Origin of the sequence: Candidatus Thiodiazotropha sp. CDECU1, assembly GCF_963455295.1 — a bacterium.
In the GTDB taxonomy this organism is placed as follows: Bacteria; Pseudomonadota; Gammaproteobacteria; order Chromatiales; family Chromatiaceae; genus Thiodiazotropha.
Window position 1 is genome coordinate 2,642,862 of record NZ_OY734020.1, and the last position, 16,002, is coordinate 2,658,863.

14 protein-coding genes and 1 pseudogene are annotated in these 16,002 nt (G+C 53.2%); 2 read left to right on the forward strand and 13 right to left on the reverse strand.

Annotated features, from left to right (window positions below; translation table 11 throughout):
* Positions 1-54 precede the first annotated feature (54 nt).
* Together R2K28_RS12015 and R2K28_RS12020 are read left to right on the forward strand one after the other, a co-directional pair.
* Positions 55-402: pseudogene (locus R2K28_RS12015) on the forward strand (gamma-butyrobetaine hydroxylase-like domain-containing protein); the annotation flags it as partial.
* 81 nt (positions 403-483) lie between these two features.
* Positions 484-693 (forward strand): MoaD/ThiS family protein, encoded by a 210-nt coding sequence (locus R2K28_RS12020; RefSeq protein ID WP_316369733.1) that lies wholly within the window; start codon positions 484-486, stop codon positions 691-693.
* A 69-nt stretch (positions 694-762) separates the two neighbouring features.
* Here the strand turns inward: R2K28_RS12020 and gspC are convergent, their stop codons facing one another.
* From gspC to leuC, 13 genes are all read right to left on the reverse strand, one after another.
* A complete protein-coding gene (gene gspC, locus R2K28_RS12025) occupies positions 763-1,716 on the reverse strand; it encodes a type II secretion system protein GspC (RefSeq protein ID WP_316364599.1) in 954 nt (317 codons plus the stop codon).
* A 54-nt stretch (positions 1,717-1,770) separates the two neighbouring features.
* Positions 1,771-2,343 carry an SPOR domain-containing protein gene (locus R2K28_RS12030; RefSeq protein ID WP_316364601.1) on the reverse strand — a complete coding sequence of 191 codons (573 nt, stop codon included), beginning with the start codon at positions 2,341-2,343 and terminating at the stop codon, positions 1,771-1,773.
* Between the two features lie 101 nt (positions 2,344-2,444).
* On the reverse strand, positions 2,445-3,713 hold the full coding sequence (gene folC / locus R2K28_RS12035; protein WP_316364602.1) for a bifunctional tetrahydrofolate synthase/dihydrofolate synthase: 1,269 nt from the start codon (positions 3,711-3,713) through the stop codon (positions 2,445-2,447).
* 139 nt (positions 3,714-3,852) lie between these two features.
* Positions 3,853-4,713 (reverse strand): acetyl-CoA carboxylase, carboxyltransferase subunit beta, encoded by an 861-nt coding sequence (gene accD / locus R2K28_RS12040; protein ID WP_316364606.1) that lies wholly within the window; start codon positions 4,711-4,713, stop codon positions 3,853-3,855.
* A 74-nt stretch (positions 4,714-4,787) separates the two neighbouring features.
* The gene (gene trpA, locus R2K28_RS12045; RefSeq protein ID WP_316364610.1) at positions 4,788-5,597 is read right to left on the reverse strand and encodes a tryptophan synthase subunit alpha; all 810 of its coding nucleotides are present in this window, start codon (positions 5,595-5,597) and stop codon (positions 4,788-4,790) included.
* Positions 5,594-6,808, reverse strand: a complete 1,215-nt coding sequence (gene trpB, locus R2K28_RS12050) for a tryptophan synthase subunit beta (protein ID WP_316364613.1) — start codon at positions 6,806-6,808, stop codon at positions 5,594-5,596. Before trpB ends, trpA begins: the two co-directional genes overlap by 4 nt.
* Complete coding sequence (locus R2K28_RS12055; RefSeq protein WP_316364615.1) at positions 6,795-7,418, reverse strand: phosphoribosylanthranilate isomerase; 624 nt, start codon at positions 7,416-7,418, stop codon at positions 6,795-6,797. Before R2K28_RS12055 ends, trpB begins: the two co-directional genes overlap by 14 nt.
* 99 nt (positions 7,419-7,517) lie before the next feature.
* Entirely contained in the window at positions 7,518-8,300 is a 783-nt protein-coding gene (truA, locus tag R2K28_RS12060; RefSeq protein WP_442871439.1) for a tRNA pseudouridine(38-40) synthase TruA, read from the reverse strand.
* Positions 8,301-8,369: 69 nt separating this feature from the next.
* Positions 8,370-11,087, reverse strand: a complete 2,718-nt coding sequence (locus tag R2K28_RS12065; protein ID WP_316364617.1) for a FimV/HubP family polar landmark protein — start codon at positions 11,085-11,087, stop codon at positions 8,370-8,372.
* Between the two features lie 400 nt (positions 11,088-11,487).
* Complete coding sequence (asd, locus tag R2K28_RS12070; protein ID WP_316364619.1) at positions 11,488-12,603, reverse strand: aspartate-semialdehyde dehydrogenase; 1,116 nt, start codon at positions 12,601-12,603, stop codon at positions 11,488-11,490.
* Positions 12,604-12,659: 56 nt separating this feature from the next.
* On the reverse strand, positions 12,660-13,736 hold the full coding sequence (leuB, locus tag R2K28_RS12075; RefSeq protein ID WP_316364620.1) for a 3-isopropylmalate dehydrogenase: 1,077 nt from the start codon (positions 13,734-13,736) through the stop codon (positions 12,660-12,662).
* A gap of 115 nt (positions 13,737-13,851) precedes the next feature.
* Positions 13,852-14,490: a 3-isopropylmalate dehydratase small subunit gene (gene leuD / locus R2K28_RS12080; RefSeq protein WP_316364623.1), complete on the reverse strand. Its 639-nt coding sequence runs from the start codon at positions 14,488-14,490 to the stop codon at positions 13,852-13,854.
* Between the two features lie 30 nt (positions 14,491-14,520).
* A complete protein-coding gene (gene leuC / locus R2K28_RS12085) occupies positions 14,521-15,942 on the reverse strand; it encodes a 3-isopropylmalate dehydratase large subunit (RefSeq protein WP_316364624.1) in 1,422 nt (473 codons plus the stop codon).
* Positions 15,943-16,002 lie beyond the last annotated feature (60 nt).

The window sequence follows — 16,002 nt, forward strand, 5'->3', positions numbered from 1 at the left end:
CATTCTATGACATGATCCTTGCCCCTTATCTAACCTTGTTGGCCTACATAAATCATGTCGACTGAGATCCCAACCCCCATTGAGATCAATCTGCACCAAAAATCCCGCCTGCTGGCACTGCGCTTTTCCGATGGGATGAGCTTTGAACTTCCCTGTGAGTATCTGCGTGTCTTCTCCACGGCGGCGGAGGTCAAAGCGAGTGATTCACCGGTTACCGGAAAGGAGTCGGTCAGTATCACGAAAATCGAACCTCAGGGGCAATATGCCATACGCCTGGTCTTCGATGATGGACATGACACAGGAATCTTCTCATGGGAGACCCTCTATAAGCTGGGCATCGAGTATGAGAAAAACTGGAACAGCTATCTCGAAAAGTTGAAAGCCATCGGCTACGCACGCCAGGAAACGGGGCAGAAGGAACGCAGAATCAAGCTCTATTATTTCTCCTGGTTGGCAAATAAAACAGGCAAAGAGAGTGAAGAGTTGGTACTGCCGCCTTCAGTAACAACCGTCTCAGAACTATTGATACTACTCAGAAAGCGTCGATATCAAGTGGCGCAAGTGTTCGATGAATCACTCTTGAGGCCTACCGTCAACAAGCAGTTTGCCGAGTTTTTCACCCGCCTCGAAGATGGTGATGAAGTGGCATTGGTGCCTAATCGCCCAACACCACCCGCAACACCTGATATATAGTCAGCAGCAAGTTTTTTGAGTTGGAGTCCGCCATGGATATAACTAGCGGACAGTAGGTATGCACGCTATTCAGTTAAAATCGAAATTGAGTGTTTGCGGTTGTCCGTTACGCACGATTTCCACCTGAACACTACTTACACCCTTCAGTTTTTCTATCAGCTTCATCGCTTCCTGGTCATTTGACAAAGCTACACCATTCACCGAGGTCACGAGATCCGAGGGGCGTACACCCAATTGGTTGTAAAGTTCACGATTCTTTTGTGGCAATATGCGATAGCCCTTCATGCCTTCTCTGGATTTAACCGGCACAAATCGGACATATTCAAATATCTTCAGCGGCTCCTTGCGCAACAAATCACGATACTTACTTAGATTCTTGCTCTTATTGCTGGTTGAGGCGCCCGGGCCAAACCCCGATTTCGACGAACTCCTTTGAGCATTGGTGCTAACCCTGGAATTTGTGACAGGTCTACTTTTTGATACCTTGGGAAAGCGTAACACTTCCGACCGCCCATTCCTCAACAACACCACGCGATCTTCGAATACCGCCTGTAAGGTGACTCCGGACATAACAGCATTACCAACTTTATAATATTTTTGCACATTACCCGATGTTCCGATGATAGCCTCTCCCTTCTCGGCTTGATCAGCGACAAAAACCCCATGCAGGGTCAAATTAAGTCTGGTTTCAGGTGCCTTGGTATCGATTTTCTTTACTGTCTTGGTGGCCCCTGCGATACCAAACAGATGCAGTTTCGCCACGTTATCGAGTTGATTGGCATTGCCCTGTCGCTGGGCGGTTGGCATGGCATTAGCTCCTTGTTTCTGCCTCTGTTGTTGAACCTCAGAAACAGGAATCAGGCTCCATGTGAGCTCCGCTGCACGCCAACTGATCAGTAACACCAGTAACAGTGCCACTGCCAGCGGCAGCTGCTTTGTGAGCAGCTTCTCCAACCATTTAGGGGCTGTCTTTTCAGACATCCAATCGTTGAAATAGCTTTGTGCCTGTGTTGCGATATTCATCTCTTTCCCCGTCTATCCGGCTCGGGCCAGTTAACTTTAATCCAGTCGGCTCTGCTATTCCGGATATCGCATCAGCTTTGGATTCAGTTTGAATGCCTTTTTTATCTTAGCGACCATTTTCTCTGCAAGCCTGTGATCCACCTCCGGCCCAACCTGGATTCGATAATGCTGTTTACCCTTCAACCTCACCCTTTCCATCTGAGCAGGCAGATCGGCCTTGCGTAACTCTTTGACCAGCTTTTTTGCATTTTTCTCATTCGTAAGACTGGCAACCTGAATCATCCAGGCTGTCGGTGATGGCCTGGTTGAGGTGTTTTTGGCTACCGGCTTAGGTTTTGCTTCCGGTAGTTTTGCCTCCGGTGGTTTCACTTCCTTAAGCTTAGCCGGCTTTGTGCCAGTGGATTCCGACTTGGTGATTTTTTCAGGTTGTGGTTTGGCCACATTCAGTGGCTGAACCCTCTTTACTGGAGTGGCTTTTTTCTGCGCCGGCTTGACTGGAATGGTGTGATCGGAAACAGTGCGCCTTTCAATCGGCTCATCGATAAGCATAGGGACGAATATCACCACCAACGCCACCAGCACCGCGCCACCCAGTAATCGTTGTTTGAGTCTCTCCTCCAGTCCCATATCCACTTTTCCAGCTTAGGAATCAATGACAACTGAACATGATTCAAATATTCAGTCCTTGCCTGTTCAGACAAGTATATCAGCTCAACTCCAGATCACCCTCATGCCAGGTGTAAAATGTGCATAGCCTCTCCCACAATGCGAAAAGAGCCGAAGATCAGAATCAAATCCTGGGGTTCCGCCTCATCGCTACAGGCTTGGTAAGCCTCTGAAAAACTATGATAACAGCTGACCGGCTGCCGCACCCCCGCCTGCCCGAGATTCGCGGCGAGCTGTTCTGCCTTGCGTCCGCGCCAGCCATGCAGATCTAGCAGGTGCCAACTCGTCAGCAGCGGTCCAATCAATTCAACTGCATCGGCCACATCCTTGTCCTGCAGCATACCGAAGATTGCGTGTATTCGTCCGCGCCTATTCATTTGCGTCAAGCCGTCACGCAAGGTTTGCATGGATTGCCTGTTATGGGCGACATCCAGCAACAACGCAGGAGTGGACGGGATAAAATGTAAGCGTCCGGGCAGTCTTACATCACGCAGTCCCTTCGCGATGACCTTTTCATGCAGTGGAAAACGATGTTGCAGCAGATGACAAACCATGACAACCGCACTCGCATTCTGCAGCTGCTTGCCACCTGTCAGAGCTGGCTCGGGAAGTTCGATTTCCACACCATCCGGCCCCGACCAGCGCCAACCCCTGGCGTTTGCCTGATGATTAAAATGCCGGCCGGACTGGTAGATATCGGCAGATAGTTGCTCAGCCTGCTCCAGTACTGAGTGAGGCATAGTCGCATCTCCCAAAACGACAGGTTTACGGCTGCGTATTATACCCGCCTTCTCCCTGCCGATTGATTCTATATCGGTACCGAGCCAATCGGTATGGTCCAAATCGATGGTGGTGATCAATGCAACATCCGCATCGATGATATTAACCGCATCGAGACGCCCACCAAGACCCACCTCCAGAATCACCAGCTCCGGCTTCTGCGCAACGAAACAGAGTAATGCTGCCAGGGTGGCAAACTCAAAGAAGCTCAAACTTATCTGTCCCCGCGCCTGATCGATCATCTCAAATGCGCGGCATAGCTGCTGATCAGAGACGGGCTCGCCATTCAGACGTATGCGCTCGTTGTAGCGAATCAGATGAGGAGAGGTAAAACTCCCGATATGAATGCCTGCCTGCAGGCAGATCGATTCAAGCATGGCCACGCAGGAGCCTTTGCCATTGGTGCCGGCTACCGTCACCACTTGAGACCTGAATCCTTCAGGTTTCAGTCGCTGCCAGACAGTTTTGACCCGCTGCAAACCCAGGTCGATTTCCGTAGGATGCGAATCTGCCTGCCAATCGAGCCATTGATCCAGCTTCTCAAAACGCACCGTTGAGACTCCACTGGTGCATACCGCAAACAATCAGCCGGGTGATCAAAAGTCTAAATATATGATTAATAATCAAAGATGCACTTCAGAAAAGCTATGCCTGGGGGAATCGCCTAGGGTCTGGCTCCAAGACCAGTGGTCATGCCCTGGGCTTATTCATCAGGATGCTGAGTAGATCGGCAATGCGGTCTCGCATATCCCGTCGGTCGATGATCATGTCGATGGCGCCATGATCGAGCAGAAATTCACTGCGCTGGAAACCTTCAGGGAGTTTTTCACGCACTGTCTGCTCAATCACCCTGGGACCCGCGAAACCGATCAACGCATTCGGTTCCGCCACATTGATGTCACCCAGCATCGCCAGACTGGCTGACACGCCACCCATGGTTGGGTCCGTCATCACCGAGATAAAGGGCAGACCACGCTTTTGCAGACGTTCCAGAGCAGCACTTGTCTTGGCCATCTGCATCAATGAAAAGAGCGATTCCTGCATCCTGGCCCCACCACTTGCCGAGAAACAGATCAGTGGCGTATGCCGCTCCAAGGCCATGTTGACCGCGCGTACGAAACGCTCACCCACCACAGATCCCATGGAACCCCCCATGAAACTGAACTCAAAAGCGGCAACCACCAGGTCAATACCTTTCAACTGGCCACGCATGGCAACCAAGGCCTCTCTCTCTCCCGATCCCTTTTGCGCCTGACTGAGGCGATCCTTATATTTTTTGCTGTCCTTGAACTTCAACGGGTCCACTGATTCCAGGTTTGCGCCTATCTCCTCCTGGGGTTCCGCATCGAGAAAAGTTTCAAGCCGACGTCTGGCGCCAATCCTGTTGTGATGGTTACATTTAGGACAGACATCCAGATTTCTTTCCATCTCCGCCCGGTAGAGAATAGCGCTGCATCCCGGGCACTTGGCCCATAGACCCTCGGGGACCGCACGCTTGTGTCCGGCATCCGTACGGATGCGGCTAGGCATCAGTTTTTCAAACCAACTCATATGATGTACTCGATCTTTGTTATCTCGTTAAAACCGCGAGCCCATAGACTCAGTCGGTATTTACCTAAACCTACTCAGTTTGCCTGATCCATTGCCTGCCTCATGGAAGCGATGACTTCCCGTAATGCGGCGCCGATCTTCTCCGGTTGATCCGCCAGGGCTTCCACACGCGAAACCAATGCGCTACCGACCACTACGGCGTCAGCGAGGGCGGATACGGCTGCTGCAGTCTGCGCATCCTTGATACCGAAACCAACCCCCACCGGCAGATCACTCACACTACGAATCTCAGCCAGCTTTACCGCCAGGGACTGCAGATCCAGATGGCTGGCTCCGGTAACGCCTTTCACGGAAACATAGTAGACGAAGCCACCCGCCAAGTCACAGATCCGCTGAATACGCTCAGGTGTGCTGGTAGGCGCCACGAGATAGATCTGATCGATCGATTCGGCCTGCAACAACTGTTGCAGATCCCCACCCTCCTCAGGTGGAATATCGACCACAAGTATACCATCCACCCCAGCCTCTGCCGCCTGAGTGGCAAATTGCTCATAACCCATTATCTCTATGGGATTGAGATAGCCCATCAATATAACCGGTGTTTCGGCATCGAGCTGCCTGAACTGACTTACCATATCCAATACATCATGCAGACTGACATGATACTGCAAGGCTCGTTCACTGGCCCTCTGGATGACCGGTCCATCAGCCATAGGGTCGGAAAAGGGTACACCCAATTCGATAAGATCCGCACCGGCGGATACCAGATCTTGCATCAGGTCAACGGTTATCTCAGGGATAGGATCTCCCGCGGTAATAAAGGGAATCAGTGCCTTCTTCCCATCCGCCTTGAGCTGTGCAAATCGCTTACCTATCCGGCTCATAGCTGAATCCCCTCCCGCGCTGCAACTGTATGCATATCCTTGTCCCCCCTCCCCGAAAGATTGACCAGTATAATCTGGTCCGGGCTCATGGTGGTGGCAAGTTTCGCCGCATAGGCCAGGGCATGACTCGATTCGAGCGCGGGAATGATGCCTTCGATCCGGGTCAGATCGTGAAATGCCGCGAGGGCCTGATCATCGGTCACTGCCACATAGTTTGCCCGACCACTATCCTTCAGCCAGGCATGCTCGGGACCAACGCCCGGGTAATCCAATCCCGCGGATATGGAGTGGGTTTCGATAATCTGTCCATCCTTATCCTCCATCAGGTAGGTCCGGTTTCCATGCAACACCCCAGGCTTCCCGGCACAGAGCGGTGCTGCGTGTTGACCTGTTTCCAGGCCGTCACCCGCGGCCTCCACGCCATAGATGGCGATCTCTTTGTCATCCAGGTATGGGTAGAAAAGACCGATCGCATTGGATCCTCCACCCACACAGGCGACCAGCGCATCCGGCTGTCGTCCCGCCTGGCGTTGCATCTGGTCCCGGGACTCTCTGCCGATAACTGATTGAAAGTCGCGCACCATCGCCGGATAGGGATGGGGTCCGGCTACGGTACCGATGATATAAAAGGTGTTATCCACATTGGTCACCCAGTCACGCATCGCCTCGTTGAGTGCGTCCTTAAGGGTTTTGGAACCCGACTCAACCGATCTCACCTCGGCTCCCAGCAGGCGCATGCGATAGACGTTCGCCTCCTGTCTTGCGATATCCACAGCCCCCATGTAGACCACACACTCCAGACCAAGTCTGGCAGCGACTGTGGCGCTGGCCACCCCATGCTGACCGGCTCCGGTTTCCGCGATGATGCGGGATTTACCCATGTGTCTGGCAAGCAGCGCCTGGCCTACCGTATTATTGACCTTGTGCGCCCCGGTATGATTGAGGTCTTCACGCTTGAGGTAGATCTGCGCGCCACCCAACTGCTTACTCCAGCGTTTGGCATGGTAGATGGGGGACGGCCGTCCCACATAGTGGGCAAGATCCTGGTCCAGCTCCTTGAGAAACTCCTGGTCACCCATGTAATGCTGGTAGGCCAGACGTAGCTCTTCCAGCGGTGCCATCAGCGTTTCCGACACAAAGAGTCCGCCATATGGACCAAAATGCCCCCTGTCGTCAGGTAGGGACCCAATGATTTTCTCAGTTGTCGCCACGCTTTACTCCTGCAATAAATGCCTCAATTTTTGTCGCATCTTTTATGCCCTTCGAGCTTTCGACACCCCCGCTCACATCCACTGCATAGGGATGCACCTGCTGTATGGCCTGATCCACATTTTCAGGATCGAGTCCACCTGCAAGGATTATCCTTGATGCCAGGGTTGAGGGGATACGACGCCAATCGAAACACTGCCCCGTACCCCCGGGAACGCCTGCCTGATAGCTGTCCAACAACAGACCCGACGCACTGTTATAAGTTCGCTCAACCTCAGCCAGATCGACCCCTTCACGCATACGGATCGCTTTGATCCAGGGTCTGATATATCCACTACAGGCCTCTGCCGTCTCATCACCATGAAACTGCAGCAGATCGAGCTGAACTTCATCTATGCAGCGTTCTATCTCGGCTCGATCCTGATTGACAAACAGGCCAACCACCGTAACAAATGGGGGCAAACTCTTGACAATGGTCTTGGCCTGCTGCAGCGAAACAACACGCGGACTGGGAGGATAGAACACCAACCCAATGGCATCAGCGCCAAGCCGAACAGCCTCGGCAGCGTCTTCAACCCTGGTAATGCCACAAATTTTAATACGTGTTCGCATAAGCTGCTGAAAGATACATTAAGCATCACCCTGAGGCTAGTCTGGGCCTGAAAACAACATGCAGGAAGGTCCTCACTAAAGTTGTGGCAAGTGTGTAGCTTAGCAGAGGCAAAAACCTGCCCCGAGTGGATCAGGGATCGCGAACTCCTGTGGATAGTCCACTTTAGTCAAATAGAGCCCCTGTGGTGGTGCCGTGACCCCACCCAGGGTGCGATCACGCAACTCCAATACCTCTTGAGTCCATGACTCCTTCTGTTCTCCCTTGCCGATGGCGATCAAAACCCCGGCCACGTTTCGTACCATATGGTGCAAAAATGCATTGGCATGTACCTCGATCGAGATAAATTCACCAACTCGTTTGACCTGCAGACGGTGAACGGTCCGGACCGGATGTTTGGCTTGACAGCCGATCGCCCTGTATGAGGAAAAGTCGTGGGTACCGACCAACACCTGTGCCGCTCGATGCATGTGCGACTCATCCAGGGGTTGGTGAATCCAGACTGCCCGGTCCCGCCACTGGGCAGAACGAAAGCGTCGATTCAGGATCAGGTAGCGGTAGTGTCTTCCCAGGGCGGAGAAGCGTGCATGGAATGTGGAAGGGACCTCTCTGGCCCAGGAGATACTGATATCCTGTGGCAGATTGACATTACTGCCCAACACCCAGGATCGATCGGATCTCTCTGCTTTTGTCTCGAAGTGAACCACTTGGCCGGTAGCATGAACACCACTGTCCGTGCGCCCGGCACAGTGAACCGTTACAGCATGATCAGCCACCCTGGAGAGGGCCTGTTGGAGTGACTCCTGTACACTGCGAACATCACCCTGGTACTGCCAACCGTGGAAAGCGCTGCCATCGTATTCCACACCCAGAGCTATCTTCATCATCTACCCTGAAACAAAAAAGGGGCGCACCAAGATGTGCGCCCCCTATGCTATTGGAAAGCCTCTGACTTAGGAGCCGAGACCGTTCAGCAACTCCTGGGCCTCTTTCTGTTGTGCATCACTGCCTTCGCTGGATACCTCATCGAGGATACTTTTGGCACCTTCGATATCTCCCATGTCTATATAGGCTCGAGCCAAATCCAACTTGGTCGTAATCTCATCCGTGGAGTCCAGATCCAGGTTTTCACTATGACTCTGCAGCAGACTCAACTCATCTGCTGCTTCAGCTTCAGGCTCATCACTGTCCAGTTCCGAGGAGAGCCCTTCCAGTTCCTTTTCGATGCTCTCCAGATCCAGATCATCCAGCACCTCGGAATCTTCGAGTTCTATTGCGTCCGAAGCATCCTGTGCAATTGATGCGTCGGCCATCTCTGAATCGCCCTCAACATCCGATAGATCGAATGGCTCTGGTTCCTCTGCAGCACCACTCTGCTCAGAGTCCATATCAAGATCACTGAGGTCGATATCCAATGCATCGCCCTCTTCTACCGCACTCTCACCTGACTCCATCTTGTTAAGGAATTCCGAATCCAGAGAGAGATTGCCTTCCAGGTTTTCAGAATCCATTTCATCAAGATTATCCAGGCCACTCAGATCCATTGAATCGATCTCAACGTCGGATGAATCCTGTACCGGTTCGACTGCAGCGGGCTCATCGCTTATGCTAACTGGCTCTGATCCCAGGTCCAACCCAAGGTCATCCAACGCGCTATCTGCCGACGCAACAGCGCTGGCGGCAATACCGGCAGCACCTGCGAACAGGGCGGACGAAGGATCCAGCTCCTTACCCATCGCGGCAATCTTAGACCAGGTATCCGGCTCCTTGTCCTCCAATCCAGCATCATGCAATTCTTGGGCTAGAGAGTTAAACTCCTGATGTTTTTTGGCCGAAAAGTAGATTTCGGCTAGCTTATGTTTAAGTTCCTCACGCTCCGGAGTCTTCTCAATCGCCTGCTTGATTAACTCTTCGGCCTGCTGGTAACGGCCATAGGCGATATAGACATCAGCCTCAGAGAGCGGATCGACTTCACCGGTCTCATCTTGCAAAGCATCGATATCACTGGGTGAGAAATCACTCATGAATGAGGTTTCATCAGTCGACGCAGTGAGTGAGCTGGAGTCGTCCTTGCCCGTGGCTATAACACCACTGTCGGGGGATACCAGAATGCTCTCGGCAAATTCTGCCTCAGCCTCTTTACGCCGCCGCATGATCATCCACAACAGGCCAATCAGCAATACCGCAACACCACCGACTATACCCAGTAGGGTACTGTTTTCCTTGACCCCATCGAAATAGCTGACCTTCTTGGGGGGAAGTACGGCAACCGGCGGTTTGACTGGTTGTTGTACCTCGGGAGCAGGGCTTGGGGCTGGTGCCGGCTCCGGCTCGACAGCAGTTTCAGGGGTCTCTGCTGCAGGTGCCGCCTGCTGCTGTGCCACATCGATCTGCTTCTCGATATCGACCTCTTCGATCACCGTTCCTGGTGGAATCGGTACCACGGGTTCCTCAGCAATTGTCGGTTCCGCCTCAACTTCAGCTGGGGCCACATCCTCTGCCACAGCAGGTTCAGTTCCAGGCTCGGCAGCTTCAGCCGGTGCGGTTTCCACCGACTCCATCTCTTCCATCTTCTCTGCAGCAATATCTTGTGCAGTTTGGATCTCCGCCAGCTCATCGCTCTTGAGAGTCAGTAAGCGCTGAATATCCTGGATCTGTTTCTCCAGCTCCTGTACCCGGTTACGCAGTGCTTCATTCTCTTGTATCGCCCCTTCATTGGACTCGCGAACCAGCATGATCTCATCTTGCAAGCGATCTATTTCACTCTCAGACTCAGCCATACCCTCGCGTTCGGCAGCTTCACCCTCGCCAGGTTTGGCTGAGATGAGACGCAGACGATCCTCTTCCTTTGCCTGACTCTTCGCAGGCTGCTTGGAAACCGTAGGTCTGCCGGCCTTACTGCTACGCCCTGCTTGCCAGGCCCTTGTCTGGGCTAGAAACTCCTCACGCGCCTCCTGCTTGGATAGGGAGGTCACACCGTCGTCATCTGGCAGCCGTAGTATTTTGCCGACCTTGAGGTTGTTGACGTTGTTATTGATAAAAGCGGATGGATTATGGCGTTGCAGCGCCATCATCACCTGCTCGACTGATTCATTTGTCCGTTGCATACCCTTGGCAATATTCCAAAGATTGTCATTGGGTTGAACGGGGCCATATTCTCTGTCACCACTCTCGCTGCTCATCGAGGAGGTTACTCTGGCAGGCCTTGATCTGCCTACCTGGGTAGGCGCCATCGTGGTAGCCGGTGTAGTGACAGGTTGTGGAGCGCGCTTAAGGGTGACCGGCGGGTCGAGTAGAACCGTGTATTCACGTACCAATCTGCCTTTCGGCCAATTCACCTCGATGAGGAAATTGAGGAAGGGCTCCCGAATGGCATCTGAACTCGAAATAGAGATCACCGGTTTGCCAGCAGGGGTCAACATTGGCGCGAATTTCAGGCCAGACAACAGAAATGGCCGCTCCATGCCCGCTTTTTCAAAGGCCTCGCGGGAGGCAAGCGAGACACGAACATCCTGCAATTCTTCCTGAGAGACTGAAAGCAGATCGATATCGGCCTTGAAGGCTTGGTTGAGAGCAGACTGGGGATGAATTTCGCCCAATCCGAGAGCCAAAGCACCAATGGGTGATAGGGCTGTTGCAACAGCCACTGCCAGAGACAGCTTACGAATCATGCTTCCTCCTTGCCAGAAAACATACCCCACCGGTCAAACTCATTCCGAATATAGTGTTCAAAATGGTCCCCTAAACAGCCCCGATAGGTTTAGAATAAACTTAATAATTAGACGCTAACTATAGCTGATAAATGATCTTTTTACCAAAACTTCGATGATCTTCACACTATTTTTTGTGATACCACACCACTGTTAGCCAGCGACTACCCAAAGTGAGAAATAGATCGGGTTTTTCACGCTGGGAAAAAACCCAGAAATCCCTCTGCCAACACCATCTTCCCGAATACCATGCTGAATCACTCTCCCTTGCTCATTCAACTGAAATAGAAAACCCCGTCGTCAGCCGGTCGACTTTACGACGGGGTTGAACACGCTCTGGCGCAGGTATTCTGCCTGTGGTTCAAGCCTCCAGCAGAATTCTCAACATACGCCGCAGCGGTTCGGCCGCACCCCATAGCAGTTGGTCACCGACCGTAAAGGCATTCAGATACTCATCACCCAGGTTCATCTTTCTCAGCCGCCCAACCGGGACAGTCAAGGTTCCAGTAACCTGGGCAGGGTTCAGTTCCCGTATCGTGATATCCCGTTCATTGGGAATTACCTTTACCCAACTATTGGCACTTGCCAATATCGACTCCACTTCGTCTATCGGCACGTCACTACGTAACTTTATGGTCAATGCCTGACTATGACAGCGCATTGAGCCGATACGCACGCAAGTACCGTCTATGGGTACAGGCTTGTCACTTCGACCGAGAATCTTGTTGGTTTCAACAAATCCCTTCCACTCCTCCTTGCTTTGCCCGTTCTCCAACGCCACATCGATCCATGGTATCAGACTGCCCGCCAGGGCCGCCCCAAAATTATCTGTGGGAAAAGCCTCGCTGCGCAGTGTCTCAGCTACCTGCCGGTCGATATCGAGGATAGCAGAAGCCGGGTCTGCCAGATTATCCCGCACCGAGGCTTGAATAACTCCCATCTGGCTAATCAACTCACGCATATTGCGCGCGCCCGCGCCTGAGGCAGCCTGATAGGTCATGGATGTCACCCACTCCACGAGATCCTGCTGAAACAGACCGCCCAGGGCCATCAGCATCAAGCTCACGGTACAGTTGCCACCGATGAAATCCTTTGCGCCTTTCGCCAGACCGTCACGAATCACACCATCGTTCACCGGATCGAGCACAATCAATGTATGCTCCTTCATGCGCAGACTGGATGCGGCATCTATCCAGTAGCCCTGCCAACCCGCCGAGCGTAATTTATCGTACACCTGATTGGTATAGCCTCCACCCTGACAGGTCAGGATCGCATCCATCTCCATCAAGGCATCGATATCGGTAGCGTCTCTCAGCGGCGCCCGCTCCCTGCCAATATCGGGACCTGGTTGACCCACTTGTGAAGTGGTGAAGAATATGGGCTCTTCAATGCCGGCAAAATCATTCTCCTCCAGCATGCGCCCCATCAATACGGAACCCACCATGCCACGCCAACCAATAAAACCTACTCTTTTCATCTCTATATAACCATTTAAAAGAATTCTGTCACCCGGTGCGGCAAGTCACACCCGATTCAACTCAATGCTGCGACCACAGCATCACCCATCGATTCGCAACTCACTTCAGTCATCCCTTCTGACATGATATCGGGAGTACGCAAACCATCGTCCAAAACCTTATCCACCGCACCCTCGACCCGATCGGCCATCACCGGTTCATCGAGGCTGTAGCGCAACATCATAGCCACCGAGAGAATGGTTGCCAGGGGATTGGCAGTACCTTTACCCGCTATGTCAGGCGCCGAACCGTGAATCGGTTCATACATGCCCTTACCCTGCTCATCCAGGGACGCCGACGGCAGCATGCCTATGGACCCCGTCAACATAGCAGCACAATCGGATAGAATATCGCCAAACATATTGGTCGTCACCATCACATCGAACTGTTTCGGCCATTTCACCAGTTGCATCGCTGCATTGTCGACATACATGTGACTCAGTTCCACGTCCGGGCGGGTCTCGCCTGCCCGTGTCACGACCTCCCGCCAAAGCTCAGTGCACTCGAGTACATTGGCCTTATCCACAGAACAGAGCCGACTACCCCGCTTGCGAGCGATATCAAAGGCGACTCGGGCAATTCGCTCAATCTCCGACTCCCGGTAGACAAGGGTGTTAAACCCCTGGCGTTCGCCACTCTCCAGTTCACGGACCCCCCTAGGTTGACCAAAATAGATGCCACCGGTCAGCTCGCGCACAATCATGATATCGAGACCGGCAACGATATCTGTCTTGAGGCTTGAAGCCGCTGCCAGCTGGGGATAGAGAATAGCGGGACGCAGATTGGCAAACAGATTAAGCTCGGATCGCAGTCCCAGCAACCCCTTCTCAGGACGAATGGAGATATCCAAGGCCTCCCATTTAGGACCACCCACGGCACCCAGGAGAATGGCATCCACCTCTTTCGCCAGATCAAGGGTGGCCTCAGGTAGCGGCCCGCCCGTGGCATCGATCGCAGCGCCTCCCACCAACGCCTCATCAAGCTCGATGTCCAGACCGAAATCATCCCGCAGTGTCGCCAACAGCTTTACAGCCTCCGTGACGATTTCAGGCCCAATACCGTCACCCGGCAATACCAATATGTTTTTAGTCATCACTTTTTACCTTATAACCGACCATAATAGACAGTTTATTTAATCGATATTTCAATGTGTTATATATATTATTTAATGTTACGCATTAATAATAAAGCCATCCACTTCACTGCACTCAATCGGTGAACATCCAAGGGACCTCTAAGCGCCTACGGGTTTCATAGGCCTTGATATCGTCAACATGCTGCAGCGTCAGCCCAATATCGTCCAATCCATGTAAAAGGCAGTGTTTACGAAATGGGTCCACCTCGAATGGGATCTGCTCATGGTTGGCTGTCAGCAGTTGACGAGACAGGTCCACGGTCACCTCCAGGGCCTCGTCAGTGGTTGCCAAGCAGAAAAGATCATCAATGATCTTCTCATCCAAAACAATTGGCAACAGACCATTCTTGAAACTGTTATTAAAGAAAATATCGGCGAAGCTGGGGGCCAGAATCACCTTGAATCCATAATCCTCCAGGGCCCAGGGCGCATGTTCTCGGGATGAGCCGCAACCAAAATTTTCACGGGCCAGAAGGATCTTGGCCTTTTGATAGCGAGGATCATTGAGCACAAAATCGGGATTAACCGGTCGTTTGCTGTTGTCCATGCCCGGTTCCCCATGATCAAGATAGCGCCACTCATCGAACAGATTGGGGCCAAAACCGGAGCGTTTGATCGACTTCAGAAACTGTTTCGGAATGATCGCATCAGTATCCACATTGGATCTATCCAGGGGACAGACGATACCGGTAAAGGGGGTAAATTTATCCATTGCTCTCTCCTCTTAATCCGAATCTCGGTATCAGCTATCGTTAAAATCTGTAAGGTCCACGAAATGCCCTGCCACAGCAGCGGCGGCAGCCATCGCCGGACTCACCAGATGGGTGCGCCCCCCCTGCCCCTGCCTGCCCTCGAAATTTCGATTCGAAGTGGAGGCGCAACGCTCACCCGGTTCCAGGCGGTCCGCATTCATGGCAAGACACATGGAACAGCCTGGTTCACGCCACTCAAATCCCGCATCGGTAAATATTTGGTCGAGCCCCTCCTGCTCGGCCTGAGACTTCACCAGACCGGACCCCGGTACCACCAGGGCCAGTTTGACCCCATCCGCCACTTGCCGTCCCTTGGCAATGGCCGCCGCTGCCCGCAGATCCTCAATCCTGGAGTTGGTACATGAGCCGATAAAGACCTTGTCCACAGCGATCTCGGTGATCGGGGTACCCGCCTCCAGGTCCATGTAGTCAAGGGCGCGTTGCATTCCTTCCGCCTTTACACTGTCTGTCTGATCAGCCGGATCGGGGACGACCTGATCCACCGCCACCACCATTTCTGGGGATGTACCCCAAGTGACCTGCGGCTTGATGGCAGTCCCATCCAGGCTCACCACGCGATCAAACTCCGCACCCTCATCGCTGTGCAAGGTCCGCCAATAGGCCACTGCCTGTTCCCATGTTTCACCACTGGGTGCGTAGGGACGTCCTTTGACATAGTCGATAGTCTTCTCGTCTACCGCCACGAAGCCTGCTCGCGCCCCCGCCTCGATGGCCATATTACAGAGCGTGAGACGGCCCTCTATGGAGAGATCTTCAATCGCCGAGCCGGCGAATTCGATAGCATAGCCGGTCCCTCCCGCGGTACCTATCTCACCGATGATGGCCAGCACCATATCCTTAGCGGTCACACCCGGTGCCAGCTTGCCCTCGACCCGGATCTGCATCGCCTTGGACTTCTTCTGGATCAGACATTGAGTGGCGAGCACATGCTCGACCTCCGAGGTGCCGATACCGTGTGCCAAGGCCCCCATTGCGCCATGTGTGGAGGTATGGGAGTCACCACACACCACGGTCATGCCCGGCAGGGTCGCACCCTGCTCAGGACCGACCACATGCACGATTCCCTGTCTGGGATCGAGCATCTTGAATTCGGGAATGCCGAAATCGTTGCAGTTCGCATCCAGGGTCGCCACCTGAGTGCGTGAAATGGGGTCCTCGATGGCTTCGACGCCACCCTGGCGTGGCGTGGTCGGCACATTATGGTCCGGCGTTGCCAGATTGGCCTCGACCCGCCAGGGCTTGCGACCGGCCAGGCGCAGGCCTTCGAATGCCTGGGGCGAGGTCACTTCATGCACCAGATGTCTATCGATATAGATCAGTGATGTGCCGTCCTCTTCCGTGCGTACCACGTGGGATTCCCACAATTTGTCGTAAAGGGTCTTGGCGCTCATGTCTCCTAACCTCATCAAAAATAAACAATCTGTCTGTGCGGTGATGGCAGCGACTTGTTC

What these genes read in the sequence shown, in the direction of transcription:
- gspC (WP_316364599.1), bottom strand. Translation starts at nt 1,716, where the DNA reads ATGAATATCGCAACACAGGCACAAAGCTATTTCAACGATTGGATGTCT.
- R2K28_RS12030 (WP_316364601.1), bottom strand. Translation starts at nt 2,343, where the DNA reads ATGGGACTGGAGGAGAGACTCAAACAACGATTACTGGGTGGCGCGGTG.
- accD (WP_316364606.1), bottom strand. Translation starts at nt 4,713, where the DNA reads ATGAGTTGGTTTGAAAAACTGATGCCTAGCCGCATCCGTACGGATGCC.
- trpA (WP_316364610.1), bottom strand. Translation starts at nt 5,597, where the DNA reads ATGAGCCGGATAGGTAAGCGATTTGCACAGCTCAAGGCGGATGGGAAG.
- R2K28_RS12055 (WP_316364615.1), bottom strand. Translation starts at nt 7,418, where the DNA reads ATGCGAACACGTATTAAAATTTGTGGCATTACCAGGGTTGAAGACGCT.
- truA (WP_442871439.1), bottom strand. Translation starts at nt 8,300, where the DNA reads ATGAAGATAGCTCTGGGTGTGGAATACGATGGCAGCGCTTTCCACGGT.
- R2K28_RS12065 (WP_316364617.1), bottom strand. Translation starts at nt 11,087, where the DNA reads ATGATTCGTAAGCTGTCTCTGGCAGTGGCTGTTGCAACAGCCCTATCA.
- asd (WP_316364619.1), bottom strand. Translation starts at nt 12,603, where the DNA reads ATGAAAAGAGTAGGTTTTATTGGTTGGCGTGGCATGGTGGGTTCCGTA.
- leuB (WP_316364620.1), bottom strand. Translation starts at nt 13,736, where the DNA reads ATGACTAAAAACATATTGGTATTGCCGGGTGACGGTATTGGGCCTGAA.
- leuD (WP_316364623.1), bottom strand. Translation starts at nt 14,490, where the DNA reads ATGGATAAATTTACCCCCTTTACCGGTATCGTCTGTCCCCTGGATAGA.
- leuC (WP_316364624.1), bottom strand. Translation starts at nt 15,942, where the DNA reads ATGAGCGCCAAGACCCTTTACGACAAATTGTGGGAATCCCACGTGGTA.